We start from the raw sequence: 25870 nt of genomic DNA, 5'->3' as shown, positions 1-25870 counted from the left end.
CTAGTCAAATGTTACTCTAGTAGATGGTATTCCTTCAAATTTCTTTGATTTTAACACATTGCCAGACAAATCTTCCTCTTGCACGTCTACCAGTATATTTGTACATGATACGTTATTCCAGATACCTTGCTCAGTTAAAGTCACTCCCGTATTTTTCCCTTTAAGTACAGCAGTATATTTCAACTCACATGTTTTTTGCCCTACAGAAATAGTTACACGGATTCTTGTTTTAGGTGCAACTTTTATAGGGAAATCATAATTCCTACTATCTTCTATACTCTCGCTTTCTCCATAATTCCATGTACTATTCTTTCCAATCTCCACATGAGCAGAACCACTAACTATTCCGACACCAACCTTGACATCATGAGAGACTTTGGTATTTATACTTGTACTTCTTGAAAAATTGGAAACATTAGTCGCTTTCTTACTAACATTAGTTGTGAGTTCTTGCGCCAAACTAGAATTATTTGTATAAATTTCTTCTATTACAAAGTCTGGACTGTCTAGAAAACGACTAGCAGCATTATCAACCTTCAAACTCTTCACTTCAAATTCATCATTCGGAGTAATTATAAACTCTTGATTGCCTTTACTTGCATATTTCTGAAATTTTAATTGATTATCCTCCACAGCCAAGGCCAAACTATAGATATCGCTCCATCCTCCAGGACCTTGTTCTAGAACTTGTGTATTTTTTAAGACAAAAGAGTATTCTGTCTGCCCTTTAGAGATTTCCCAATAGCCCCCATTTGTCGGTTCTCCGCTTAAAGCATATAAAGACCAGACACTAGAACCTTTTTGAGTTGCAGCACCTAGATAATATTTATTATCAGAAAGTTTATATGGAGTTATGTAGACCTCATCTGTAAGAGGGTCTTCGTGCAAAACAAATAGATTATCTTCCGTATTCGAAGAAAAGTTACTTAAAGTAATAGCTTTGTGCAATCCATTATATTGCAAAAACTTTTTATTATAGATATTCTGAACAACCTGAATATTTACAGGAAAGCCTAAAATATCTTTTATGCCAACTTCTCCTGTTGAAGAGTAAGATGAGCGAGTTTTCAAGCTCTTCCTCATCTCGTTATAAAATGCAGAATAAGGAGATGATGCCACAACTAAAGAGTCCTCAAAATTTGAGAAAATTTCTTCATTAGACACACTATCAGTCCCAAAATCAACATCTTGCTTGCAACCACAAAACAAAAGTAGCGTAAATGCTAATAGAAATACTATTTTTTTCATTTCATTCATAAAAAATGCAATACTAATTTTTTACTTAAATACTATTTACGAATGGAATGATGCTATCACAAACGTACTGCTTTATCTGTAAATAAAACCATCCCAAATATTGTGCAAATATAATAAAAAAAACACCAAAAAGAAGCTTAACACCATAAATATAACGATATTTAACATACTTAACTATAACCTAGAGTTGCTAATAATTATCAAAAGGTCTACAAGAAATAAAAGAGGGTGCGCCATACTGTTTTTGACACCCTCTTTTATTTCTTGTTAACAGCGTCAACAGTTAACAGTTTATTTCCCCGTAGTCAGCAGCTGCACGGCGCGCTGAACTATCTCGTTTGTCTCGTTCCAAACCTGGAAGTATTGGCTCATATCCCAGATATCTCGCGCTACAAGGGCTTTCAGCTGCAGGGCGAGGTATTTCTTCGTCTGAATTAATTCAGCCTCATCCTTCGGCTCTATCTTCTCCTTCTTGCCCTCGGCGATAATGCCATCTATCAGCGAAGAAGGAACCTCGTAGGTGGCGAGGAACTTATCGAAATCCTTATACTGGCTCTTCAGCTCCTTACGATGCGCATCGATGAACTTCAGACTGTGGTTGATGACGATACTCTTGGCTGCCAACTGACGGTGCATCTTGGTGTACTTGGTTGTATCCAGCGGAACGAAATAATCTGGCATGATTCCACCACCACCATAAACTACACGATGCTTGCGCAAGGTATAATACTTCAGACTGTCTGAAAGATGGATGCTGTCCTGATTGGTGAACTCGCCATGCTTGTAACGCTTGTCCAGATCCATCGCATAATCCAATCTGTCACCTTTCTTATATGGCTTCTGGATGCATCTGCCGCTAGGCGTATAGTAATGGGCGATGGTGAGACGAATCTCGCTGCCATCATCAAAGGTCAGCGGACGCTGCACCAATCCCTTGCCGAAGGTTCTGCGACCAACCACTACGCCACGGTCCTGATCCTGGATGGCTCCGGAAACAATCTCGGCGGCAGAAGCGGTAAACTCATTGGTGAGCACCACCACCTTGCCCTTGCGCCATCTGCCGTTAGCCTGCGCCTTATATTCCTGGCGAGGCGCTGCACGACCGCTGGTATAAACGATGAGATCGCCCTTCTGCAGGAACTCGTTGGCTATCTGAGCCGCAGCCTGAAGATAGCCTCCGCCATTATCCTCAAGGTCGAAGATAAGGTCCTTCATTCCCTTCTTTTTCAGCGAATCCATCGCTATTGTTACCTCTTTATGACTGGTAAGACCGAAGCTTCCCAATCGGATGTATCCGATGCCCGGACGAATCATATAAGCCGCATCCATCGTAGTTACCGGAATTTTATCGCGCTTTACCTTAAAGATGAGCTTATCCTTGATGCCACGGCGCACGATGGTAAGGTTCACCGTTGTTCCCTTAGGACCACGAAGGCGCTTCATGATTTCCTCCTTGCTCATCTTAACGCCCGAAATGGCAGTATCGTTTACAGCCACAATGCGGTCGCCGGCAATGATTCCCACCTTCTCAGAAGGTCCGTTCGTAACCGGCTGGATAACGAGCAGCGTATCATCTACCATGTTAAACTGCACGCCAATGCCATCAAAACTGCCGTTCAGCGGCTCGTTCATCGCCTTGGTTTCCTTGGCTGTAGCGTAAGAAGAATGAGGGTCAAGCTTTTCGAGCATGCCTCGGATGGCGTCCTCTACGAGCTTATTCTCATCCACACTATCCACATAAAGGTTGGTAATGGCGATTTCAGCCCTTCCCAACTTCTCTATCGGGCTGTTCTTGCCCATCTTGATACGCAACTGGGCACTGGCAGAAGTTACTGCCAGGAATGCTACAAGTGCTATGAATAGATATTTCTTCATTTCTTAAAACTTAAAGTTTATGAAAGAGAGAAATCCTTCAAGAGTTAACAGGTTAACAGTTAACAGCGCTTTTTTCAATGGTTACCCCCCGAAAGCACTTGAATTCTTCACTCTTCGTTCTTCACTCTTCACTTCATTTAATCCAGCGGCTCAGAGTCTTCCTCCGGAATATCCTCTTCTATCACCAGATTTTCGATGATGAAGTTCTGGCGCTCCATCGTATTCTTACCCATATAATATTCCAGCAGCTTCTGCACCTGATCGGTTTTATGCAGCGTAACCTGCTCCAACCGCATGTCGGGACCGATGAAATGGGCGAATTCATCAGGCGAAATCTCTCCCAATCCTTTGAATCGGGTGATTTCAGGGTCAGGGCCCAAATCGCGAATCGCCTGCTGGCGCTCCTCATCGCTGTAACAGTAATGCGTGATGAAATCGCTCTTTTTCTCCTTGCTTCCCAGTTTCGCATCCGCATCAGCCACCGCCTGCTTGTTCTTGATCTTGGTTCGCTTGTTGCGCACTCGGAACAATGGGGTCTGAAGCACGTAGACATGGCCCTTCTTGATGAGATCTGGGAAGAACTGAAGGAAGAAGGTGATGATGAGCAGGCGGATGTGCATTCCGTCGACATCCGCATCGGTTGCCACAATCACCTTGTTGTAACGCAATGAATCCAAGCCGTCCTCTATATCGAGAGCCGCCTGAAGCAGATTGAACTCCTCGTTCTCATAAACCACCTTCTTGGTAAGACCGAAGCTGTTGAGCGGTTTACCACGCAGAGAGAACACCGCCTGGGTATTCACATCGCGGCTCTTGGTGATGCTTCCGCTGGCAGAATCGCCCTCGGTGATGAAGATGGAACTCTCCTCCTTGCGCTCGTTCTTGGCGTCGCTGAAATGGATGCGGCAGTCGCGGAGCTTGCGGTTGTGGAGATTCGCCTTCTTGGCACGCTCACGGGCGAGTTTGGTAACGCCCGCCATCGCCTTGCGCTCGCGTTCGCTCTCCTTAATCTTATTCTCCAGAATCTCAGCCACATCCTTGTGGATATGGAGATAGTTGTCTACTTCCTTCTTCAGGAAATCGCCCACATACTTATTGATGGTTTCGCCACCATTCGGCGTCATCGTAGTACTTCCGAGCTTAATCTTGGTCTGACTCTCGAAGACCGGTTCTTCTACGTTGATGGCAATGGCAGCCACCAGTCCGTTTCGGATGTCAGCATACTCATACTTGCCGTAGAACTCCTTGATAGTCTTGGCAATATGCTCCTTGAAGGCACTCTGATGCGTACCTCCCTGGGTGGTGTGCTGACCGTTGACGAAGGAATAATACTCCTCGCCATACTGGTTAGTATGGGTGAAGGCAATCTCGATGTCCTCGCCCTTCATGTGGACGATGTCGTAGAGACCTTCGTTGGTCATATTATCGCTCAGCAAATCCTGCAGACCATGGCGGCTCAAGATGCGGCGGCCATTGTGCATGATGGTGAGTCCGGTGTTCAGATAAGTATAGTTGCGGAGCATCGTTTCCACGAAATCATCGTGGAAGGAATAGTTCTTGAAGAGTGTATTATCCGGCTCGAAGAAGATAAAGGTACCGTTCTCGTCCTCAGTATCTTCCATCGTGTCGCTCTTCAGAATACCTTTCTCAAACTTCAGATGGCGCACCTTTCCGTCGCGGTACGACTTTACTTCGAAGTGGGAACTGAGGGCATTGACCGCCTTCACACCCACACCGTTCAGACCGACGCTCTTCTTGAACGCCTTGCTGTCGTACTTACCGCCGGTATTCAGCACACTTACAGCCTCAACGAGCTTGCCCTGAGGAATACCACGGCCATAGTCGCGCACGCTGACACGCAGATTGTCCTCGATATCGATTTCCAGACGGGCACCTGCGCCCATCTTGAATTCATCGATAGAGTTGTCTACCACCTCCTTCAGGAGCACATAAATACCATCTTCCGGCAGATTTCCATCTCCCAGACGGCCGATGTACATACCCGGACGGGTACGCACATGCTCCATATCGCTCAAGTGGCGGATGTTATCATCGGTATATTCTACCGGCTGCTGCTCCTGAGGGGCATTGGTAAGCTCATCAGCGGCATTCAATTCGCTGTTACCTAAGTTTTTATCTTCAGACATGATTTCCTCCTTAGTTATTCTTATTTATTTTCTTATAACATAGCAAATGATGTTGCAACATTCTGTTTATCAGATAATTGCCAACACAACAATTGCTATTTACCTGATACTCTTAATATAGCAGTTGCGGCGCTTGTGAAGGACTGGATCCAAGACGCCCCATTGTCCCTGCACGGCAGCATTATCTTCCATTTCCACCTGTGTTTCTCCCCACTCGATTCCATACTTCTGATAGATAGGAATCAGGTCGGCAAAGAGCAGCGCATTGGCACCCTTAGCACGGTATTCCGGCTGGATACCGATGAGCAGAAGGTCGACAATCTTGGTTTTATGGAACTTGATGGCGCGCAGCAGATGCCACCAGCCAAAAGGAAGCAGCCTGCCCCTATGACACTTCTGCAGAGCTCTGGAAAGGGAAGGCATCGTAATACCGATACCTATCATCTTATGATCCTCGGTAGTCCAGTCTTCTATGGCTGTTACAAAGTTCAGGTCGAGCAAAGACAGATACATCTTGATGTACTGGTCTATCTGCTTCTGTGAAAGTTCGGAATAACCATAGAGATGCTTGTATGTATCATTGATGAGGTCGAAAATCTTCTGTCCGTATCCGCCCTGATAAACATCCTTACGGGTAAGTTTGCGGACATGGAGATTGTATCTTTTCTCTATCATCGCCGCTATCTTGGAATATTTCTCCGGGATGGTATCTGGCACCATCAGTTTATACTCTACATATTTATTATCTACGGTAAAACCCTCCAGAGCCTCGATGTGCTCCGGATAATATGAATAATTATAAATGGTAGGCATGGTGCCTAGCTGGTCAAAGCCCCAGGTAAGCATGCCTTCCGGATCCATATCGGTAAAACCCAGCGGACCTACAATATCTTCCATTCCCTTCTCCTTACCGTATTTCTCTACAGCATCGAGAAGAGCCTTGGAAACCTCGCGGTCGTCAATGAAATCAATCCAGCCGAAACGGACCGATTTCCTGCCCCATTTATTGTTTGCCTTATGATTGATAATGGCAGCGACGCGACCTGCAAGCTTGCCGTCCTTATAGGCAAGAAAATACTCTGCCTCGCAGAACTCGAACGCTGCGTTCTTGTCCTTGCTCAGAGTATTCATGTCGTCGCTGAAAAGATTAGGCACATCATATTCGTTGCCTTCGTAGAGGTCGTAATGGAAGTCGATGAACGTCTTCAAGTCCTTCTTTGTTTCGACCTTTTTAATTTCTATTAATGACATGATTTTCAAACTAGTTTGCAATATTATAAATGCAAAAGTAGCAATATTTTGGCAAATTACCAAATATTGCTACTTTTTTTGCAGTTTTTTAGGGGTTAATTTTTAATTACAGCCCCCAAACTAGCCTATATCACCCATTTAGTGGTGGTTTTGGCGGAATATCTTTACCTGATAATTTTAAGCACTGGCGGAAAACTAACACTCTCCAAGGAATCACAATAAGAAAAAGCTCGATCATCTATTCTCTCCAACACTGGCGAGAAGTGCGAAGTGTCGGATGAAGCGAAAGATGGTTCATCCAATGAGTAGTGAAATTATGAGGGTGGAGTCGATTACAGAAGACAATATGGAGTCAAATTGCTCCATGACCCGAAAATATTCCTCCAAAAGGAGTGAGTTTCTCAGATTTAATTTGTATCTTTGCCATGTCATATCAGAGTTTTGCTTGTTTTCTTTTCGCAACACTAAGATAAGTGAAAATTCTGACATAGCAAAATCCGGAGTAACTTTTTGTTGCTCAGGCGCTTAAAATATTTAATTGATAATAGTGTTGCGGAATTAATGAAATAACCAGAAATGAAATTGAAAAGACATCTACTGACAGCTGCCCTGACACTCTTTTGCCTATCGGCAGCTAACGCCCAACTGCTAAGAACAACAGTGGAGCAAGGGGAAATTGAAGGTGTGGAACATGAAGGATTCGCCCTATACAAGGGAATCCCATACGCTGAAGCACCAGTGGGCAACCTCAGATGGAAAGCCCCAGTGAGCAAGAAGCCTTGGAAGGGAGTATTCAAAGCAGATAAATGGGGAGACCGTCCACCACAGCCCATTGACCCTAACCAAAATGGTGGAGAGCTGGGCATGAGCGAGGACTGCCTATACCTCAGTGTGGAAACGCCAGCCAAGAGTAAGAATGACAAACTCCCTGTATTTGTGATGATTCATGGAGGAGCCTTTCTTACTGGCTCCTACAGTGGAACTCAGGAAAGCTTTGTCAAGGAAGGCATCATCTATTGCAGCATAGAATACCGCTTAGGAGCCTTGGGATTCATGGCACATCCAGAGCTGAGTAAGGAATCAGGCAAGAACATATCTGGTAACTATGGCATCCTTGATCAAGTGATGGCCTTAAAATGGATTCACGACAATATCGCTGCCTTCGGTGGAGACCCAGACAAGATTACCATTGCTGGAGAATCTGCCGGTGGTATCTCGGTAAGTATACTATGCGCCTCTCCCCTTGCAAAGGGACTATTCCGTGGTGCCATCAGCGAAAGCGGCGGTTCTTTCTGGCCAGTGGACGAAGCAAGAAACGGCAACACCGCCATGCTCACAACTAAAGCAGCAGAGGCAAGCGGACTGGCACTTCAAAAGAAACTTAAAGTAAAGAACATTAAGCAACTCAGAAAAGTTCCTTTCATGGACATCGTGAAGAATACCGCCATGGAATCCTTCTGGCCTAATGTGGATGGCTACAGCATCACAGATGACCAGTATAAGCTCTATGAAAAGGGAAACTACAATGATGTAAATGTCATCATAGGAACCAACAGCGACGAAGGAAGTATGTTTAGCCGCCCTGTCAGTGTAAGTGACTATGAGAAAAGAATCCATGAAATATATGGAAGTTGGGCAGACCAGGTTCTCAGTCTCTATCCTGCCAAGACAGAGGAAGAAACCTACTTCGCCCAATCCGACATTTTCCGTGATGGCTCCTTTGCATGGGGAACGTATGCCTGGGCTAACCTGCAGAGCAAGACCGGCAAGGGCAAGGTGTATATGTATTACTTTGACCAAGACTCTGAGAACACCATCGTGAAAAGCCGCAAGGGAGGAGCGAGCCATGTGGCAGAGATGCCATTCATCTATGGCTATAAGTTTGGCTCTGGAAAGATGACCGAGACGGAGCAGCACATGGAACAAATCATGTCACGCTACTGGATCAACTTTACCAAGACTGGCAATCCAAACGGGAATAGCCTTCCTTTCTGGACTACCTACCAGGAAGGTAAACCAACGGTGATGATTATGAAGGAAGGACTGCATTTGGGTCCTGTTCAAAATCAAAAGCAAATGGACTTCTTCGAGAAGTTCTTCAAGGAAAAAAGAAAATAATACGTCAAGTTCCAAGTGGCATTTCTCCCACTTGGAACTTTTTCCGTGCCCTCCCTGGGCTAGGAGCTTCTGCCATTTCAGGGCGTGTGGAGTTTACATGCGAAACTTGAGTAAAAACATCATAAAGGCCCAATACTATACCTAATTCTAAGCTTTCTCCGTTATTACCAGCACATGGCTTTCGTCGCTCAGTGTGGTGGCAAAAATATAAGTTTCACCACCATCCTTCAACTTCAATCGCTTGCGCAATTCCGCTACGGAGAGGGGGAAGTTGCGGGTGGCGATGTTCGCCTTGGTGATGCCTGAGAGATGTCGCTTCAGCTCCTTCTTATTAAAGGAGGAGATGGCGATGATGCGGAAACTCCTACCTGGGAAAGCGGCGATAAGATCACGACTCAAGAAGAGATGGCTGTTCTTGGAAAGCATTCTGGCTCCATATCGCTCGGATAAAACGCTGAAACAGCCGGCTTTCATCAGAGAAGCATTCGGCTCGTAAAGATACTGCATTTCTTCAAAGGTGGATGGGGCAATCTTGACGGAAGAAGCCTCCATATCCGACTCTTCGCAGACGAAGGACTGGGCATCATTGACACAATAAATGCGGAGATTCCCGGCATGTTTTACTTCTCCATCTGCCGATGAAGCCTCCATTCCGCCCATATTTCGCGCAGACAGCACTAAAAGGAGCTCCTTGCACTCATTATTCACGGAGATAATATGAACCTCTTGTACGCAGTTTAATTCGCTTACCGCACGGTGCCAATCGAGCATCGGAGAGAGTTTGATGATAACGTAATAAGCCTTCGAAAGCATCTCTTCCTGCAAAACGGTGACATCGGGCGTGCAATCCTTCAAGGATACTACCTTGTTGCCAGCATCGTCTCTACGGGCAGGATCTATGAAGATTAGCTTAAGACCAAGGTTGGTCTTAAGTAATGACTGAGACTGGTCTTCAGTTATGCCTAAAGATTCAGATGCAGCATCATCCTTCTTTGAAACAAAAGAATGCAGCACCTCTATTCCGTCTCCATTCTTCACGATGGCGTTCTTCAAACCCAACCGCCCAAAGTTTTCCTTCGCAGCTTCACAGAGATGAGCCTGACGCTCCACATACATCGACTTCACGCCCAATCGGGAAGCGATGTAAGAGAAGTCTACTCCGAAGCCGCCGGTCAGGTCAACAAAGCCGGTTTCTTCAGAAAAATCTCCTTTATGAGGTTCTTCTTTTGTTTCATTAACATTCTCTGCTGGTTCTGTTAATATCTGTTGCTTTTTGCAAGTAGCTTCATTTTTGGCGAATTCTGAATCAACTGCCCCTTTGCCCGCAAATTCGCAAATTTCAGAAAGATGAAGATTTGAGGCGTTTTCGCTCTCCTTCTCCTTTTCTTCTCCGTTTTCGGATGATGAAGGAGACAAACCGAGCAGTCGGGCAGCGAGTTCAGCCTTATAAAGTGCCGTTTGCTCTGACGAACATTGCTCCATCGAAATATGAGGGGGATAAATGATGCCTTCGATGCTTGCCCAACGGGGCAGTTTCGTACGAGCCATCTTTCGCCCGCGAATCTGGTCGAGAGCGAAAGGCATATCTACCTCGGGATACTTGCTGCCGAGGAAAGCCAGCTGGCGAACATCATCGTCCTGATACTGGCGGATAAAATCAAGCGTTGCTTGGTTCATGATTTCTGTTGAATGATTCGTCATTACACTACTTATTCTTTATAACCGCAAATTTACGACATTCTGATGAGATTACAAAATATTTCTCAGAATATCTGATAATTTATGTCGGGATGCACCGAAAACAGGATGCTCTCGGCTATAATCTGCCCTTTACAAGGCAATATGATGACCAAAGCAGGCGGAAATAAATACATAACTATCGGAGATAGAACAACTGCCTAGGAAGAACAGAAGGCTGTTAGACGAAAAACAGCATACTGGAAGAAGGCAAACAGAAAGCTGGCAGAAGGCAAACAGCCGACTAGCGCAACAGAGGCTAGTCGGCTGTTCCAGTATAACAGTTTGCCAAACATCCTTTCTCTTATTTCAAGAGAAGCACGGTTGGCAGGAATATCGCAATCAGCTCTTCACTCTTCACCTTTTCAACATAAAGAACTGAAACACAACACATTACATAGGTGAAGAGTTTTTCAGCACTCTTCACCCACTCTTCACCACTCTTCACCTTTTACGATTTTAGGAAAGGTATAAACGCAGAGCCGCTTAGCTGTCAACAGCCTAAAAAGGTGAAGGGCGGGTGAAGAGTAAAAAAACACTCTTCACCCGCCCAACTTCCTATCCTTCAACTACTTACACCCAAAAGGTGAAGAGTGAAGAGTTGTTGGGAAAATTCTCTCGCATCCGTAAAGATGCAGAGAGAAAATTCCGGTGTCTCAAAAGAAACGATGGATTAGTCAGCCAACTTAGCCTTCAAGAACTCACGGTTCAAGCGGGCGATGTTAGCGATAGACTCGTTCTTAGGACAAACAGCCTCGCAAGCACGAGTGTTTGTACAGTTACCGAATCCGAGCTCATCCATGCGTGCAATCATCTTCTTAGCACGGGTAGCAGCCTCTACACGACCCTGTGGGAGAAGTGCCAGCTGGCTAACCTTTGAGCTGACGAAGAGCATTGCAGAACCATTCTTACATGCAGCAACACAAGCACCGCAACCGATACATGTAGCGCAATCCATTGCCTCGTCTGCATTCTCCTTAGGAATCAGGATAGCGTTGGCATCCTGAGCCTGACCTGTACGAATGCTGGTGTAACCACCTGCCTGGATAATCTTGTCGAATGCTGAACGGTCTACCATACAGTCCTTGATGATAGGGAAACCAGCAGAACGCCAAGGCTCAACGGTGATAACATCGCCATCGTTGAAACGACGCATGTAGAGCTGACATGTTGTAGCACCACGCTCAGTCTTACCGTGTGGTGTACCATTAATATAGAGAGAGCACATACCGCAGATACCCTCGCGGCAGTCGTGGTCGAAGACGAAAGGCTCCTGACCTGACTCGATGAGCTCCTCGTTCAAGATGTCGAGCATCTCGAGGAATGAAGTATCATCTGGGATGTTCTTCATCTCATGTGTATCGAAGTGACCCTGTGCTGTAGGACCGTCCTGCTTCCAATACTTAACTGTGAAACTTATATTTCTTGCCATTGTCTTGTTCGCTTTTTAATTCTTGTAATTTCTTGTCTGTACCTTAATTGTCTCATACTCGAGAGGTTCCTTGTTGAGCACTGGAGCAGTTGTATCATTGCCCTGATACTCCCAGCAACCTACGTAGAAGAAGTTCTCATCATCACGCTTAGCCTCGCCTTCCTCTGTCTGGTACTCCTCACGGAAGTGACCACCACAGCTCTCGTTGCGGTGCAATGCATCGTAAGCGATCAACTCGCCCATCAAGATGAAGTCACGCAAGTGAATAGCCTTATCCAACTCTACGTTCAAGCCTTCCTTCTTGCCAGGGATGAAGAGGTTCTTGTTGAATTCCTCGCGCAGAGCCTTCATCTTCTTCAAGCCTTCCTCAAGACCTTCCTTGGTACGACCCATACCTACGTGCTCCCAAAGGATGTGACCCAACTCCTTGTGGATAGAATCTACAGAGCGCTTGCCCTGGATACCCATCAGGCGGTCGATTTCCTTCTGAACACCTGCCTCTGCCTCTGCGAACTCTGGGAGATCGGTAGAGAGCTTTGGCCACAATGCCTGGTCGGCCAAGTAGTTCTGGATTGTGTATGGCAATACGAAGTAACCGTCAGCCAAACCCTGCATCAAAGCAGAAGCACCAAGACGGTTAGCACCGTGGTCAGAGAAGTTACACTCACCAATAGCGAAGAGACCAGGGATAGTGGTCATCAACTCATAGTCTACCCAGATACCACCCATTGTATAGTGGATAGCAGGGAAGATCATCATTGGGTTGTAGTACTTCACGCCGTTAATCTCGTTAGCCAACTCACCTGGGTTAACGTCAGTAATCTCCTCATACATATCGAAGAGGTTGCCATAACGCTGCAGGATAACGTCGATACCGAGACGGTTGATAGACTCAGAGAAGTCGAGGAATACGGCAAGACCAGTGTTGTTGACACCGAAGCCCTTGTCGCAACGCTCCTTAGCTGCACGAGAAGCCACGTCACGAGGAACCAGGTTACCGAATGCTGGGTAACGGCGCTCCAAGTAGTAGTCGCGGTCTTCCTCAGGAATATCAGAACCCTTCTTTGTACCAGCCTGCAATGCCTTAGCATCCTCAATCTTCTTAGGAACCCAGATACGACCATCGTTACGGAGTGACTCTGACATCAAAGTCAACTTACTCTGGTTTGTACCGTGAACAGGGATACATGTAGGGTGAATCTGAACGTAAGATGGGTTAGCGAAGTCAGCACCCTTGCGGTAGCACTGGATAGCTGCTGTACAGTTACAACCCATAGCGTTTGTAGAAAGGAAGTAAGCGTTACCATAACCACCGGTAGCGATAACTACGGCGTTGGCAGAGAAACGCTCCAACTTACCTGTAATCAAATTCTTGGCGATGATACCACGAGCGTGACCGTCAACGATCACAATATCCTCCATCTCGTAACGGGTGAAGAGCTTAACCTTACCTGCCTCAACCATGCGGCTCAAAGAAGAGTAAGCACCGAGGAGGAGCTGCTGACCTGTCTGACCCTTAGCATAGAATGTACGAGATACCTGAGCACCACCGAAAGAACGGTTAGCCAACATACCACCGTACTCACGAGCGAAAGGAACGCCCTGAGCTACGCACTGGTCGATGATGTCGTTGCTCACCTCAGCCAAACGGTAAACGTTAGCCTCACGAGCACGGTAGTCACCACCCTTTACTGTATCGTAGAACAGACGGTAAACAGAGTCACCATCATTCTGATAATTCTTAGCTGCATTGATACCACCCTGTGCTGCGATAGAGTGAGCACGACGTGGAGAGTCCTGGATGCAGAAGTTCAAGATATTGAAGCCCATCTCGCCGAGAGAAGCAGCAGCAGAAGCACCTGCCAAACCTGTACCTACAACGATAACGTCGAGCTTTAACTTATTCTTTGGGTTAACCAAACGCTGGTGAGCCTTATAGTTGGTCCACTTCTCAGCAACTGGTCCTTCAGGTATTCTAGAATTTAATGTTTTTGCCATAATCTTTTTTAATACTTAAATGATTACACGAATTATGCGCAGCACAAAGATGGAGCGCAACCGAAAGCGAATGCCAATACAACTACGATGAAGAGGAGAAGCAGGATGGTAGAATAAATCATACCGATCATCTTCCAACGGCAGAACCAAGTCTTACCGCTCCAACCGAGAGTCTGAATAGCACTCCAGAAACCGTGAGTGAGGTGGAACCAAAGAGCTACCAACCAGATGATGTAGAGAACTACGAACACAGGGTTAGCGAAGGTGTCCTGAATGAATGCGAAGCCGTCTGCTGGGCTGTGACCGAAGCTTGTACCCAAAAGCTCTGCAAACATCATGTTGTACCAGAAATTAAAGAGGTGAAGCAACAAACCGAGAACGATGATGATACCGAGCACCAACATGTTCTGGCTAGCCCACTCTACTTTCTCTGGCTTTGCTGTTACCTCGTAACGCTGGTTACCGCGAGCACGACGGTTCTGTGCTGTCAGGATGAAAGCGTAAACGATGTGACAAACTGCCAAAGCTGCCAAACCCAAAGTTGCAACTACGGCGTACCAGTTAGCACCCAACAACTCGCAGATTGTGTTGTAAGCTTCTCCAGAGAAAAGCGCAACAACATTCATGCAACCGTGGAATGTCAAGAATAGAATAAGAGCGATACCAGTTACTGACATCACTACCTTTCTACCAATAGATGAATTGATTAACCACATAAATGATTGAAATTTAATTATTTAACTGTTTGAAACTAATTTATATTCCACACTTTTCGTCCCTGCAATACCTATTTTTTGGCATTCTGCAATCCTCATTTCTAGGTATATTTTCGCAAGTCTGCTGCAAAATTACTATATTTTAATGATTTATCAAAGTATTTTTGCTAAAATTTCGATTTTATTTCTTACTTTTGCCGAAAATTAGAAAAAATATAGATTAAACGAAGTATGAAATTCAATTATGACGTGCTCGTTATCGGTGGAGGCCATGCCGGATGCGAGGCTGCTGCAGCCTCTGCAAACATGGGTGCCAAAACCTGTTTGATAACGATGGATATGAACAAGATTGGACAGATGAGTTGCAACCCCGCCATCGGAGGTATTGCCAAGGGACAGATTGTGCGCGAAATCGATGCTTTGGGCGGACAGATGGGTATCGTAACGGATAAAACCGCCATCCAGTTCCGAATGCTCAACATCGGCAAGGGTCCTGCCGTATGGAGCCCCCGTGCCCAATGCGACAGAGGAAAGTTTATCTGGGAATGGAGAACCATCCTCGACCATACTGACAACCTCGACATCTGGCAAGACCAGGCTGACGAACTGCTCGTAGCTAACGGAGAAGCCATCGGCGTAAAAACCATCTGGGGAGCCGAATTCTATGCCAAGAGCATCATCATCACCGCTGGAACATTCCTCAACGGACTGATGCATGTAGGAAGAAAGATGGTAGAAGGCGGAAGATGCGCCGAACCTGCCGTACACAACTTTACGGAGAGCATCACCCGATGGGGTATCACTACAGCCAGAATGAAAACCGGAACTCCGGTCAGAATCGACAAGCGAAGTGTTCATTTCGAAGATATGGAAGAACAGCCGGGCGACAGCGATTTCCACCAGTTCTCTTACATGGGAGAACATCGGGTTCTGAAACAATTGCCTTGCTGGACTTGCTACACCAACAAGAAGGTACACGAAACTTTAAAAAGCGGTCTCGCTGATTCACCTTTATATAATGGTCAGATTCAGAGTACCGGTCCACGTTACTGTCCGAGTATAGAAACAAAGCTCGTCACCTTCCCCGACAAGGATCAGCATCCGCTCTTCCTGGAACCGGAAGGCGAAGATACGAACGAGATGTATTTGAACGGTTTTTCTTCAAGCATGCCGATGGATATCCAGCTGAATGCACTTCACGAGATTCCTGCTTTGAGAGATGCCAAGATTTACAGACCGGGATACGCCATCGAATACGATTACTTCGACCCTACCCAACTCAAACATTCACTGGAGTCGAAAATCATCAAAGGTCTCTTCTTTGCCGGACAGGTGAACGGAACCACCGGTTATGAGGAAGCAGGAGGACAGGGAACCGTGGCAGGAATCAACGCAGCCTTGCATTGTGTTGGCATCAAAACATTCGAGATGAACCGCGATGAGAGTTATATCGGCGTACTCATCGATGATCTCACCACAAAGGGAGTTGACGAACCATACCGTATGTTTACCTCCAGAGCCGAATACCGCATTCTGCTCCGTCAGGACGATGCCGATGCCCGACTCACCGAAAAAGCATACGAACTCGGAATTGCCAAGCGCGACCGTTACGACTGGTGGATAGAGAAAAAAGAAGCCATCGGAAGAATCATCGAATTCTGCGCCAACTATCCTATCAAGAAGGATGAGATAAATCCAAAACTGGAGGCACTCGGTACTACTCCACTTCGCGCCGGCTGCAAGCTCATCGACCTCATCGCTCGTCCGCATCTGAACCTCACGAATCTTTCGGATATTATTCCGGACCTGAAGGCTGCACTGGAAACACCAGCCAACCGAAAGGAAGAGATAACGGAAGCTGCAGAAATCAAGATGAAGTACAAAGGTTACATCGAACGAGAGCGTCTCATTGCCGACAAGATGCACCGTTTGGAGGACATCAAAATCAAGGGCCGTTTCAACTATTCCGAGCTCCACGAAATCTCCACAGAAGGACGCCAGAAACTCGAGCGCATCGACCCGGAAACTTTGGCACAGGCAAGCCGAATTCCGGGCGTATCACCAAGCGATATCAACGTGATGCTTGTATTACTCGGAAGATAAGCCGTTTCACAGCGAAACACAAGGAAATTTCAAATGTTTCACGTGAAACAGACTATCAGCAAAACATTTGATGTTCAACCGCTTAAGAAAGGTTGCATCAAGTGTTTTGCGGTTAAAGTAAAACTTCAGCAATTCGTGAAACAAAAGCGGATAAAATCGAGTAAAAGGCAAAAACAAACGGGCAAAAAGCCTATAAAAAGGAACAAGAAAAAAGAACAAAATAAGTATCAATTTAAAGCATAAAAAGTAATGAACAATCAGCTATTATTAGACAATCTGCGTTGCATTCCAGATTGGCCAATCAAGGGTGTAAACTTCCGCGACGTTTCAACCCTTTTCAAGAATCCTGCATCTTTAAAAGAGATCAGCGATGAGATGTATGAACTCTACAAAGATAAAGGAATCACCAAGATTGTAGGCATCGAATCACGCGGTTTCGTAATGTCTTCAGCACTCGCAATACGTCTCGGAGCCGGCGTAGTTTTATGCCGCAAACCGGGCAAACTTCCATGCAAAACCGTACAGGAAAGTTATGCTAAGGAATATGGCATCGATACCATCGAAATCCACGAAGATGCCATCAATGAGAACGACATCGTACTCCTCCACGATGACCTCCTTGCCACCGGTGGAACCATGAAAGCAGCATGCGACCTGGTAAAGAAATTCCATCCGAAAAAGGTATATGCCAACTTCATCATCGAACTCGTAAACGAGAATTTCGAAGGCAGAAACTCCTTTGATCCAGACGTTGAAGTAACTACTTTATTACAATTATAAGCTGCAAAAATACTGCAAGAAATACTGCGAGAATGCAGCAAGGAAGCAGTAAAAGACACTAGAGCGTTGCCGTTTCACGTGAAACAGTAACGCTCGTTTTCCCTTTAAAAACAAGTAAAATATGACGAAACAAGAGAATGAGGAGCGCTTGGCTAGGCTTAAAAACATCGTTTTAAGTATGCCGGAGAAGCCAGGAAGCTACCAATATTACGACGAAAATCATACGATTATATATGTGGGAAAGGCGAAAAATCTGAAGAGAAGAGTATCTTCCTACTTCCATAAAGAGGTAGACAGATACAAGACAAAGGTGCTTGTTTCTAAGATTCACGACATATCTTATACGGTCGTAAACACAGAAGAAGACGCACTTTTGCTCGAAAACAGCCTGATCAAAAAGTATAATCCAAGATACAATGTCCTGCTGAAAGACGGCAAGACATACCCCTCTATATGCGTAACAAACGAGTATTTTCCACGCATTTTCAAGACTCGTCATATCAATAAAAAAGTGGGAACCTTCTTCGGTCCTTACCCTCATATCGGCAGCATGTATGCCGTTTTAGAGGTCATCAAGAAGCTTTATAAGCCCCGCACCTGCAGAATGCCTATCACCAGAGAAGGCGTTGCAGAAGGCAGATACAAGCCGTGTCTGGAGTATCATATCCACAACTGCGGAGCCCCCTGCATCAACAAGCAGAGCTATGAGGAATATCAGGAAAACATGCGCCAGGCACGTGAAATTCTGAAGGGAAACACGCGGGAAGTAAGCAAATATCTCTACGATTTAATGATGAAAAATGCCGAACTTCTTCGCTTTGAAATAGCCGAAGAATATAAGAAAAAGTACCAATTACTGGATGAATTTGAGGCAAAAAGTGAGGTGGTAAGCCATACAATTACGGATGTAGATGTCTTCACCATCGTAAATGATGATGCCAACAAAAACGCCTTCATCAACTATATTCACGTAAAAAACGGCACCATCAACCAGAGCTTTACCTACGAGTATAAGCGCAAGTTGGAGGAGAGCGACGAGGAACTTCTGATTACTGCCATTCCAGAAATCAGAGAGCGTTTCCACTCCACATCGAAGGAGATAATCGTGCCCTTCGAAATGGAATGGAAGCTGAAAGATGCCACCTTCTTCGTACCCCAGAGAGGTGACAAAAAGCACCTTCTGGAGCTGTCGGAAATGAACTGCAAGCAGTATAGATTCGACCGTCTGAAGCAGGCTGAAAAGCTCAATCCGGAGCAGAAACAGACCCGATTGATGAAGGAATTACAAGCAAAACTGAAGCTTCCAAAGCTGCCTTATCAGATAGAATGTTTCGATAATTCCAACATATCCGGTACTGATGCCGTGGCAGGATGTATCGTATATAAAGGTATGAAACCATCCAGAAAAGACTATAGGAAATACAACATTAAGACGGTGGAAGGACCTGATGATTACGCATCCATGCAAGAGGTGGTAAGACGCCGGTACAGTCGCATGATAGAGGAAGAAACTGCACTTCCAGACCTCATTATTACCGATGGCGGAAAGGGTCAGATGGACGTAGTCAGAGAGGTTATTGTTGACGAATTACACCTGGATATTCCTATCGCAGGACTTGCCAAGGACGACCGCCACCGCACCAACGAACTCCTCTTCGGATTCCCTCCTCAAACCATCGCCCTACCACCCGAAAGTGAACTGTTCAAGGTTCTGACGCAGATACAGGACGAGGTACATAGATACGCCATCACCTTCCATCGTGACAAGCGCAGCAAGCATGCTCTTCACTCAGAATTAGACGATATCAAAGGCATCGGTCCGAAAGCTAGAGAAGCCCTTCTGAGCAAGTTTAAGAGCGTGAAAAAGATGAAAGAAGCATCATTGGAACAACTTTCAGAGGTATTAGGCCCACATAAGGCGGAAATTCTTGCAAAATATTTTGCAGAAAAAGGCGAGAATATGAAATAAAAGTTGTATATTTGCAGTTCAAACTATACTATATATATTTATAAACAATAACAGGGATTGAACAGAACAAAGCATTCCATAAATGCTATTCATAAAGTTCAATGTTCAACATTCAAAGTTCAAAATAGTAATATGAGAATCGTAATACAGCGTGTCTCTCACGCCTCAGTTACCATAGAAGGAGAGGTTAAATCTGCTATCAGACAAGGCTATCTGATCCTTCTGGGAATAGAGGAAAGCGACACTTCAGAAGATGTAGACTGGCTGGTCAGAAAAGTAATTGGACTCCGTGTTTTCGACGACGAAAACCACGTTATGAACCGCTCCATCATGGATATAAATGGTGAGATTCTGGTCATCAGCCAGTTCACCCTATTTGCCAGTTATAAGAAAGGAAACCGCCCCAGCTGGCTCAGAGCAGCCAAACACGAAATCAGCGTTCCACTCTATGAGGAGTTCTGCAAAAAGCTATCCGATGCACTCGGAAAGCCAGTAGGAACAGGCGAATTTGGTGCCGATATGAAGGTAGATTTACTGAACGATGGACCGGTAACCATCATGATGGATACTCACAACAAGGAATAATGCCCTACCCTGAAAGAAAGGCATCTTTCCCCATAAAAGAAATAGGAAGATGACAATAAAAGAAGCACAAGAAGCTGTAGATCAGTGGATTAAAGAATATGGCGTACGCTATTTCAGCGAACTGACCAATATGGCTTGCCTCACAGAAGAAGTGGGCGAACTGGCACGCGTCATTGCCAGAACATACGGCGACCAGAGTTTCAAGAAAGGCGAAAAACCTAACTTGGGCGAAGAGATGGCCGATGTTCTTTGGGTGCTAATCTGCCTGGCAAATCAGACAGGGGTTGACTTGACAGAAGAACTCCAGAAGAGTTTTGACAAGAAGACCAAAAGGGATTCTGAAAGACATAAAAACAACCCAAAACTATCTGAACATCAGGAAGATAAAGAACAAGATAACAAGAATTAAAATTGCTATTCATATAAAAACTTAACTTTAATAATTATATAAATAACATTAAGTATGAGCAGTATTAAAGAACAGGTTCTTGCACAGCAGGGACAGTATAAAGAGTCAGACGACAAGTATTTATCAGTTTTGAAGCAGTACAACTGCAACCTCAACGATGAGGAAGTAGCTGCTGAAGTAAAGAAGATTCTCGATGAGAAGGTAGCAGAGAATGAGACCATGGAGGTCAAGAAGTTCCTCTTCGGTAGCATCGAGTTGACTTCTCTCCATACAGAAGATACAGAAGAAAGCATCCTGAAGATGATTGAAAAGGTGAACCAGTTTGCCAAGGATTATCCTCAGCTTCCTCACGTAGCAACCGTATGTACCTACCCTAACTTTGCCGGCCTTATCAGCCAGAGTCTGGAGGTTGACGGCGTAGAAATCGCTGTAGTAAGTGGCAATTTCCCATCCTCTCAGACCTTTATCGAGGTAAAGATTGCAGAAACCGCTATGGCTATCAAGGACGGTGCTACAGAGGTGGATATCGTAATGCCTGTTGGCAAGTTCTTCAGCGAAGATTACGAGGGGCTCTGCGATGATATTCAGGAACTCAAGGAGACATGCGGAGAGCATAAGATGAAGTGCATTCTGGAGACAGGCGATCTGAAGAATTGCAGCAACATCATGAAGGCTTCTATCCTCGCAATGTACTCAGGTTCTGACTATATCAAAACCTCAACAGGCAAGGAGAAGGTCTCAGCTACCCCTGAGGCAGCATACGTTATGTGCCAGGCTATCAAGGCATATTACGAAAAGACCGGTATTCAGATTGGTTTCAAGCCTGCAGGTGGTATCAATACCGTTCATGATGCCGTAGTTTACTACACCATCGTGAAGGAAGTTTTGGGCGAGAAATGGCTGACCAACCAGTGGTTGCGCCTCGGCACATCACGCCTGACTAACCTCCTCTTGAGCGAAATTCTGGGCAAGGAGATTAAATACTTCTAAAGAAAAGTAACTGATTATCAACAGAATACAAAAAACGCAAAGGGTTGATTCTCTCTGAGAACCAACCCTTTTTATATTATGTTTTCTCTTCAATTTTTATATTAAGCTTTTCTTTCAATCACAAAATCCAAGTAAGCCTTCAAGGCATTGTAAATATCCTTATCCTCCACATAAGTATCGAGGAAATTCATGGCTTCGGCATGGAAATCCCACATGCGCTTATCCGCATATTCAATACCTCCGTTTTCCTTTGTAAATGCCACTAACTGAGCTATTTCATCAGCCGTCACAGTATGAGCCTTTACCTTTCTGGCAAGCTTCATCATCTCCTCATCACCGGTAGACCTCAAAGCATATATTACAGGCAAAGTCAGTTTTCCTTCAACCATATCATTACCAGTAGGTTTACCTATCTCCTTGGAATCATAATAATCAAAGATATCATCACGGATCTGGAAGATGATGCCCAAGTTCTGTCCGAAACGCTTCGCCTCTTCAATCTGCAGTTCTGAAGCATTGGCAGACATCGCACCGATACCGGCGCAAGCCTCAAAGAGAGCAGCCGTTTTCTGCTTAATCACCTGATAATAAATATCTTCCGATATCTCTTCATTACTGATACTGTTGAGCTGAAGAATCTCACCATTAGACAGGATACGTCCCAACTCAGCAAGATAACGCACGATTTCCTCTGAATGCGAATAAGACACATGAAGCAAGGCGGTGGAAAGAATGAAATCGCCCACAAGCACAGCCACCTTATTATTATAAGTAGCATTCACGCTAGCCTGTCCGCGGCGCTCCCCACTCTCATCAACCACATCATCATGTACCAGCGAAGCGGTATGAAGAAGTTCCAGACCTACAGCAGAATGCTGGGTAACACTGGAAACCTTTCCAAAATTACGTGCCATCAACAAGATGAGTATAGGGCGCATACGTTTTCCAGCGCGCTGACGGATGTGGTCGAGCACCTGGGAAAGGAGGCCATCGCTATGCATAAGAGACTTGTTGAACAAATCTATAAAATCTGCTAATTCTGCCTCTATAGGCAGCTTGATAAGTGATAAATAGTCCATTATATGTGAGTAAATCTACTTAATTTCTGAAATTTGTTACAAAATTAATCAATTCTTCTTGAAATATCGCATTTTTTTAGTAATTTTACACCACAAAAATGAATATTATGGATAAATTGTTCCTTTTAGACGCGTATGCGCTCATTTATAGGTCGTATTACGCCTTTATGAAAGCCCCTCGAATCAATTCGAAGGGACTCAATACTTCGTGTGTAATGGGGTTCTGCAATACCCTCAACGAGATACTTACCAAGGAGAAACCTACCCATATTGCGGTGGCTTTCGACCATGGCAAGACTTTCCGTCATGAGGCTTTCCCTGCATATAAAGCTCAACGAGAAGAGACACCGGAAGACATCAAACTCTCTGTGCCTATCATCAAAAATATCCTGGAGGCATATCATATCCCTATCCTTCAGGTAGATGGTTTCGAGGCGGATGATATCATTGGAACCGTTGCCTTGAAGGCAGGTGAAAAGGGGATGGAAACCTACATGCTCACTCCCGATAAGGATTACGCACAACTGGTTCGTAACAATGTTTTCATGTTCCGTCCTCGTCATGGCGGTGGATACGAAAAGTTGGGCGTACAGGAAATTGAAGAGAAATACAGCATCACTTCCCCACTCCAGGTTATCGACCTCCTTGCTCTGATGGGCGACTCAGCTGATAACTTCCCAGGCTGTCCGGGCGTGGGAGAAAAGACAGCCATCAAACTTATCAACGAGTTCGGTAGTGTAGAAGGTCTTATCGAGAACTCTTCTCAAGTGAAAGGCAAGCTCCGCGAAAAAGTGGAGGGTGCTGTAGAAGATATCAGGATGTCAAAGTTCCTGGCAACCATACGAACCGATGTTCCGGTAGAGATCAAGATGGAAGATTTGAAACGGGTAGAGCCAGACAATACAAAATTGGATGAAATCTTCACCGAGTTGGAGTTTAAGTCGTTTGCCAACCGAGTTCTTAACAAACCTAAAAAGGTGCAAACAAAGCCTACAGGAGAGCTCGATTTATTTGGCGCACAGCCTGCCGATGGTAAGAAAGAGTCAAAAAACGCGAGTTTTGAGACCATTAAAACGACCTCTCATTCATACAAACTCATTGATACAGAAGTAGATGCAAGGAAACTTTATGACTATTTATTGACATTCAATATTCTCAGTCTAGACACAGAGACCACATCTACCGCTGCTATTGATGCAGAATTGGTGGGTTTGAGCTTTGCCGTGAAGGAAAAAGAGGCTTTCTACGTAGCAATTCCGGCAAATCGTGAAGAAGCCTTAAAAATCGTAAACATCTTCAAACCTCTCTACGAGAACCCGGAAATCTTGAAAGTGGGGCAGAACATCAAATACGATTACGAGGTGTTGATGAACTACGGCATAGAGATTCAGGGCAAGATGTTCGATACGATGCTCGCCCACTATCTCATCCAGCCGGAACTTTACCACAACATGGATTACTTGGCAGAAGTATTCCTCAACTATCAGACCATCCACATCGAAGAACTGATTGGTCCGAAGGGAAAGAACCAGAAGTCGATGCGCGATCTCGCCCCATCAGACATTTACGAATATGCTGCCGAAGATGCCGACATCACCTTGAGATTGAAAAATGTGCTCGAACCAAAACTCAAAGAGATAGATTGTGAAGATCTGTTCTGGAATGTAGAAATGCCGCTTGTACCTGTTTTAGCCCACATGGAGATGACGGGAGTATGCATCGACACGGATACCCTGAAGGAAACATCCGAGAAACTCACCAACCGCCTCAATGAGATAGAACATCATATCTATGAGTTGGCAGGTGAATCGTTCAATATCGCTTCCCCACGCCAGGTTGGAGAAATACTCTTCGGAAAGATGAAGATTGTGGAGAAGCCTAAGAAGACGAAGACAGGCCAGTACGTAACAAGCGAAGAAGTTCTTCAACAGCTGCGCAGCAAGAGTCCAATCATCGATGAGATACTGAACTACAGAGGTTTAAAGAAACTTTTGGGAACCTATATAGATGCCCTTCCAAAGCTTATCAACTCTCGCACCGGTCACATTCATGCCTCTTTCAACCAAGCCATCACTGCCACAGGACGTCTTTCTTCAAGTGATCCAAACCTGCAGAATATTCCTGTACGCGATGACGATGGCAAGGAGATACGCAGATGCTTCATCCCAGAACCAGGCTGCCTGTTCTTCTCTGCCGACTATTCACAGATAGAACTTCGCATCATGGCACACCTGAGCCAGGATCCAAACATGGTAGAAGCATTCCGTGAAGGCTCTGATATTCATGCAGCTACAGCTGCCAAGATTTGGCACGAAGACATCAAAGAAGTAACAGATGCACAGCGCAAGAAGGCAAAAACTGCCAACTTCGGCATCATCTACGGCATCACGACCTTCGGTCTTGCCCAACGCATGAACATCGAAAACCGAGAGGCAAAGCAGATCATAGAAGACTACTTCCGCACCTTCCCTGGTGTTCAGGCTTACATGGAGAAGGCAAAGGAAATGGCAAGAGAGAAAGGCTATGCCGAAACCCTCTTCCACCGCCGTCGCTACCTGCCAGACATCAACAGCAAGAATGGTACTGTAAGAGGATTTGCCGAGCGCAATGCCATCAATGCCCCTATCCAGGGCTCTGAGGCAGACATCATCAAAGTGGCTATGATCCGCATCTTCAACCGATTCAGAGCAGAAGGCATCAGGAGCAAGATGATTATCCAGGTGCATGACGAACTCAATTTCTCTGTATATCCGGAAGAGAAGGAAAAGGTAGAGAAGATTGTGGTAGAAGAGATGCAGAACGCCTACCAGCTCAGTGTGCCTCTGGTTGCTGATGCCGGATGGGGAAACAACTGGCTAGAAGCACATTAGAAAAACCAGAAAGCGGCCGCAGAAAACGCAAGGCAACTTAAATACAAAGAAGCTCGCAAGATACCAAACAATCATCTTGCGAGCTTTTCTTTTTCGAGATGTTTCACATGAAACAATCAAATCTTCTATCAAAACACTACTAAAAAGACAAATAACTCCTTTATTCACAAGTACATCTAGAAATCTTTGTTTATTTAGATTAAAAAGGATAATAAAATTATAATATTTTCAAATTTATTTGGTTCTTACAGAAATAAAGTGTATATTTGCATTGTAAATCAGAAAGATATGCAAACGCACCTGTCTGATTAAAAGTGAATAGATAACACTAATCAATCAAATTAAGAAAGAAAGGAACATTATGAAGAAATATGTTTGCGACGTGTGTGGTTGGATTTATGATCCAGAAGTAGGTGATCCAGAGGGCGGCATCGCTCCAGGTACAGCATTCGAAGACATCCCAGATGATTGGGTTTGCCCTCTTTGCGGAGTAGGCAAGGAAGATTTCAGCCCTGTAGAGGAATAAGGCTCTTTTGGAGGAATCACCCGAAGGA

General features: G+C 45.1%; 19 protein-coding genes and 1 pseudogene. 9 read left to right on the top strand and 11 right to left on the bottom strand.

Annotated features, from left to right (window positions below):
• From ONT19_RS12360 to ONT19_RS12340, 5 genes and pseudogenes are all read right to left on the bottom strand, one after another.
• Positions 1-1248 carry a hypothetical protein gene (locus ONT19_RS12360; RefSeq protein WP_217326523.1) on the bottom strand — a complete coding sequence of 416 codons (1248 nt, stop codon included), beginning with the start codon at positions 1246-1248 and terminating at the stop codon, positions 1-3.
• Positions 1249-1548: 300 nt separating this feature from the next.
• Complete coding sequence (locus ONT19_RS12355) at positions 1549-3132, bottom strand: S41 family peptidase (protein ID WP_118080189.1); 1584 nt, start codon at positions 3130-3132, stop codon at positions 1549-1551.
• A gap of 137 nt (positions 3133-3269) precedes the next feature.
• Entirely contained in the window at positions 3270-5159 is a 1890-nt protein-coding gene (locus tag ONT19_RS12350) for a DNA topoisomerase IV subunit B (RefSeq protein ID WP_228113362.1), read from the bottom strand.
• A 219-nt stretch (positions 5160-5378) separates the two neighbouring features.
• The gene (locus ONT19_RS12345) at positions 5379-6530 is read right to left on the bottom strand and encodes an N-acetyltransferase (protein ID WP_153112381.1); all 1152 of its coding nucleotides are present in this window, start codon (positions 6528-6530) and stop codon (positions 5379-5381) included.
• Between the two features lie 262 nt (positions 6531-6792).
• Positions 6793-6957: pseudogene (locus ONT19_RS12340) on the bottom strand (IS1380 family transposase); the annotation flags it as partial.
• A 149-nt stretch (positions 6958-7106) separates the two neighbouring features.
• Here ONT19_RS12340 and ONT19_RS12335 point away from each other — a divergent pair.
• Positions 7107-8648, top strand: a complete 1542-nt coding sequence (locus ONT19_RS12335; RefSeq protein ID WP_264952085.1) for a carboxylesterase/lipase family protein — start codon at positions 7107-7109, stop codon at positions 8646-8648.
• 147 nt (positions 8649-8795) lie between these two features.
• On the opposite strand, the gene ONT19_RS12330 is transcribed toward ONT19_RS12335, so the two are convergent.
• From ONT19_RS12330 to ONT19_RS12310, 5 genes are all read right to left on the bottom strand, one after another.
• Entirely contained in the window at positions 8796-10349 is a 1554-nt protein-coding gene (locus tag ONT19_RS12330) for a THUMP-like domain-containing protein (protein WP_264952084.1), read from the bottom strand.
• 340 nt (positions 10350-10689) lie between these two features.
• On the bottom strand, positions 10690-10833 hold the full coding sequence (locus ONT19_RS12325; RefSeq protein WP_264902015.1) for a hypothetical protein: 144 nt from the start codon (positions 10831-10833) through the stop codon (positions 10690-10692).
• A gap of 225 nt (positions 10834-11058) precedes the next feature.
• A complete protein-coding gene (locus tag ONT19_RS12320; protein ID WP_089543082.1) occupies positions 11059-11817 on the bottom strand; it encodes a succinate dehydrogenase/fumarate reductase iron-sulfur subunit in 759 nt (252 codons plus the stop codon).
• A 15-nt stretch (positions 11818-11832) separates the two neighbouring features.
• Entirely contained in the window at positions 11833-13815 is a 1983-nt protein-coding gene (locus ONT19_RS12315; RefSeq protein WP_264952083.1) for a fumarate reductase/succinate dehydrogenase flavoprotein subunit, read from the bottom strand.
• 32 nt (positions 13816-13847) lie between these two features.
• Positions 13848-14531, bottom strand: coding sequence for a fumarate reductase transmemBrane cytochrome b subunit (locus ONT19_RS12310; protein WP_022120110.1), 684 nt, complete (start codon positions 14529-14531; stop codon positions 13848-13850).
• A gap of 231 nt (positions 14532-14762) precedes the next feature.
• Here ONT19_RS12310 and mnmG point away from each other — a divergent pair, with 231 nt between their 5' ends.
• From mnmG to deoC, 6 genes are all read left to right on the top strand, one after another.
• Positions 14763-16634 (top strand): tRNA uridine-5-carboxymethylaminomethyl(34) synthesis enzyme MnmG, encoded by a 1872-nt coding sequence (mnmG, locus tag ONT19_RS12305; protein ID WP_264952082.1) that lies wholly within the window; start codon positions 14763-14765, stop codon positions 16632-16634.
• A 249-nt stretch (positions 16635-16883) separates the two neighbouring features.
• A complete protein-coding gene (locus tag ONT19_RS12300; RefSeq protein ID WP_117587136.1) occupies positions 16884-17414 on the top strand; it encodes an adenine phosphoribosyltransferase in 531 nt (176 codons plus the stop codon).
• Between the two features lie 121 nt (positions 17415-17535).
• Positions 17536-19383, top strand: coding sequence for an excinuclease ABC subunit UvrC (gene uvrC, locus ONT19_RS12295; RefSeq protein WP_264952081.1), 1848 nt, complete (start codon positions 17536-17538; stop codon positions 19381-19383).
• A gap of 132 nt (positions 19384-19515) precedes the next feature.
• A complete protein-coding gene (dtd, locus tag ONT19_RS12290; protein ID WP_117695101.1) occupies positions 19516-19968 on the top strand; it encodes a D-aminoacyl-tRNA deacylase in 453 nt (150 codons plus the stop codon).
• 49 nt (positions 19969-20017) lie between these two features.
• On the top strand, positions 20018-20377 hold the full coding sequence (locus ONT19_RS12285; protein WP_022120116.1) for a nucleotide pyrophosphohydrolase: 360 nt from the start codon (positions 20018-20020) through the stop codon (positions 20375-20377).
• A gap of 54 nt (positions 20378-20431) precedes the next feature.
• Positions 20432-21367: a deoxyribose-phosphate aldolase gene (gene deoC / locus ONT19_RS12280; RefSeq protein ID WP_264952080.1), complete on the top strand. Its 936-nt coding sequence runs from the start codon at positions 20432-20434 to the stop codon at positions 21365-21367.
• Positions 21368-21468: 101 nt separating this feature from the next.
• Here deoC and ONT19_RS12275 read toward each other — a convergent pair whose 3' ends face one another.
• Positions 21469-22446: a polyprenyl synthetase family protein gene (locus tag ONT19_RS12275; RefSeq protein WP_264952079.1), complete on the bottom strand. Its 978-nt coding sequence runs from the start codon at positions 22444-22446 to the stop codon at positions 21469-21471.
• A 107-nt stretch (positions 22447-22553) separates the two neighbouring features.
• Between ONT19_RS12275 and polA the strand changes: the two genes are divergently transcribed.
• Together polA and rd are read left to right on the top strand one after the other, a co-directional pair.
• Positions 22554-25316 (top strand): DNA polymerase I, encoded by a 2763-nt coding sequence (polA, locus tag ONT19_RS12270; protein ID WP_264952078.1) that lies wholly within the window; start codon positions 22554-22556, stop codon positions 25314-25316.
• 361 nt (positions 25317-25677) lie between these two features.
• A complete protein-coding gene (gene rd / locus ONT19_RS12265; protein ID WP_022120120.1) occupies positions 25678-25842 on the top strand; it encodes a rubredoxin in 165 nt (54 codons plus the stop codon).
• Positions 25843-25870: the final 28 nt, after the last annotated feature.

It is taken from the genome of Segatella copri, assembly GCF_026015625.1.
Taxonomy (GTDB): Bacteria; Bacteroidota; Bacteroidia; order Bacteroidales; family Bacteroidaceae; genus Prevotella; species Prevotella copri_H.
Note: the sequence above shows the minus strand (reverse complement) of the source record. Positions and strands in the feature narration are given on the sequence as shown.

Bases quoted from the DNA above. Each gene is read 5' to 3' on its own strand.
- ONT19_RS12330 (WP_264952084.1), bottom strand. From the start codon at position 10,349: ATGACGAATCATTCAACAGAAATCATGAACCAAGCAACGCTTGATTTT.
- rd (WP_022120120.1), top strand. From the start codon at position 25,678: ATGAAGAAATATGTTTGCGACGTGTGTGGTTGGATTTATGATCCAGAA.
- ONT19_RS12350 (WP_228113362.1), bottom strand. From the start codon at position 5,159: ATGGAGCATGTGCGTACCCGTCCGGGTATGTACATCGGCCGTCTGGGA.
- uvrC (WP_264952081.1), top strand. From the start codon at position 17,536: ATGACGAAACAAGAGAATGAGGAGCGCTTGGCTAGGCTTAAAAACATC.
- ONT19_RS12300 (WP_117587136.1), top strand. From the start codon at position 16,884: ATGAACAATCAGCTATTATTAGACAATCTGCGTTGCATTCCAGATTGG.
- dtd (WP_117695101.1), top strand. From the start codon at position 19,516: ATGAGAATCGTAATACAGCGTGTCTCTCACGCCTCAGTTACCATAGAA.
- ONT19_RS12285 (WP_022120116.1), top strand. From the start codon at position 20,018: ATGACAATAAAAGAAGCACAAGAAGCTGTAGATCAGTGGATTAAAGAA.
- mnmG (WP_264952082.1), top strand. From the start codon at position 14,763: ATGAAATTCAATTATGACGTGCTCGTTATCGGTGGAGGCCATGCCGGA.
- ONT19_RS12360 (WP_217326523.1), bottom strand. From the start codon at position 1,248: ATGAAAAAAATAGTATTTCTATTAGCATTTACGCTACTTTTGTTTTGT.
- ONT19_RS12345 (WP_153112381.1), bottom strand. From the start codon at position 6,530: ATGTCATTAATAGAAATTAAAAAGGTCGAAACAAAGAAGGACTTGAAG.
- ONT19_RS12335 (WP_264952085.1), top strand. From the start codon at position 7,107: ATGAAATTGAAAAGACATCTACTGACAGCTGCCCTGACACTCTTTTGC.
- ONT19_RS12320 (WP_089543082.1), bottom strand. From the start codon at position 11,817: ATGGCAAGAAATATAAGTTTCACAGTTAAGTATTGGAAGCAGGACGGT.
- polA (WP_264952078.1), top strand. From the start codon at position 22,554: ATGGATAAATTGTTCCTTTTAGACGCGTATGCGCTCATTTATAGGTCG.
- ONT19_RS12315 (WP_264952083.1), bottom strand. From the start codon at position 13,815: ATGGCAAAAACATTAAATTCTAGAATACCTGAAGGACCAGTTGCTGAG.
- deoC (WP_264952080.1), top strand. From the start codon at position 20,432: ATGAGCAGTATTAAAGAACAGGTTCTTGCACAGCAGGGACAGTATAAA.
- ONT19_RS12275 (WP_264952079.1), bottom strand. From the start codon at position 22,446: ATGGACTATTTATCACTTATCAAGCTGCCTATAGAGGCAGAATTAGCA.
- ONT19_RS12310 (WP_022120110.1), bottom strand. From the start codon at position 14,531: ATGTGGTTAATCAATTCATCTATTGGTAGAAAGGTAGTGATGTCAGTA.
- ONT19_RS12355 (WP_118080189.1), bottom strand. From the start codon at position 3,132: ATGAAGAAATATCTATTCATAGCACTTGTAGCATTCCTGGCAGTAACT.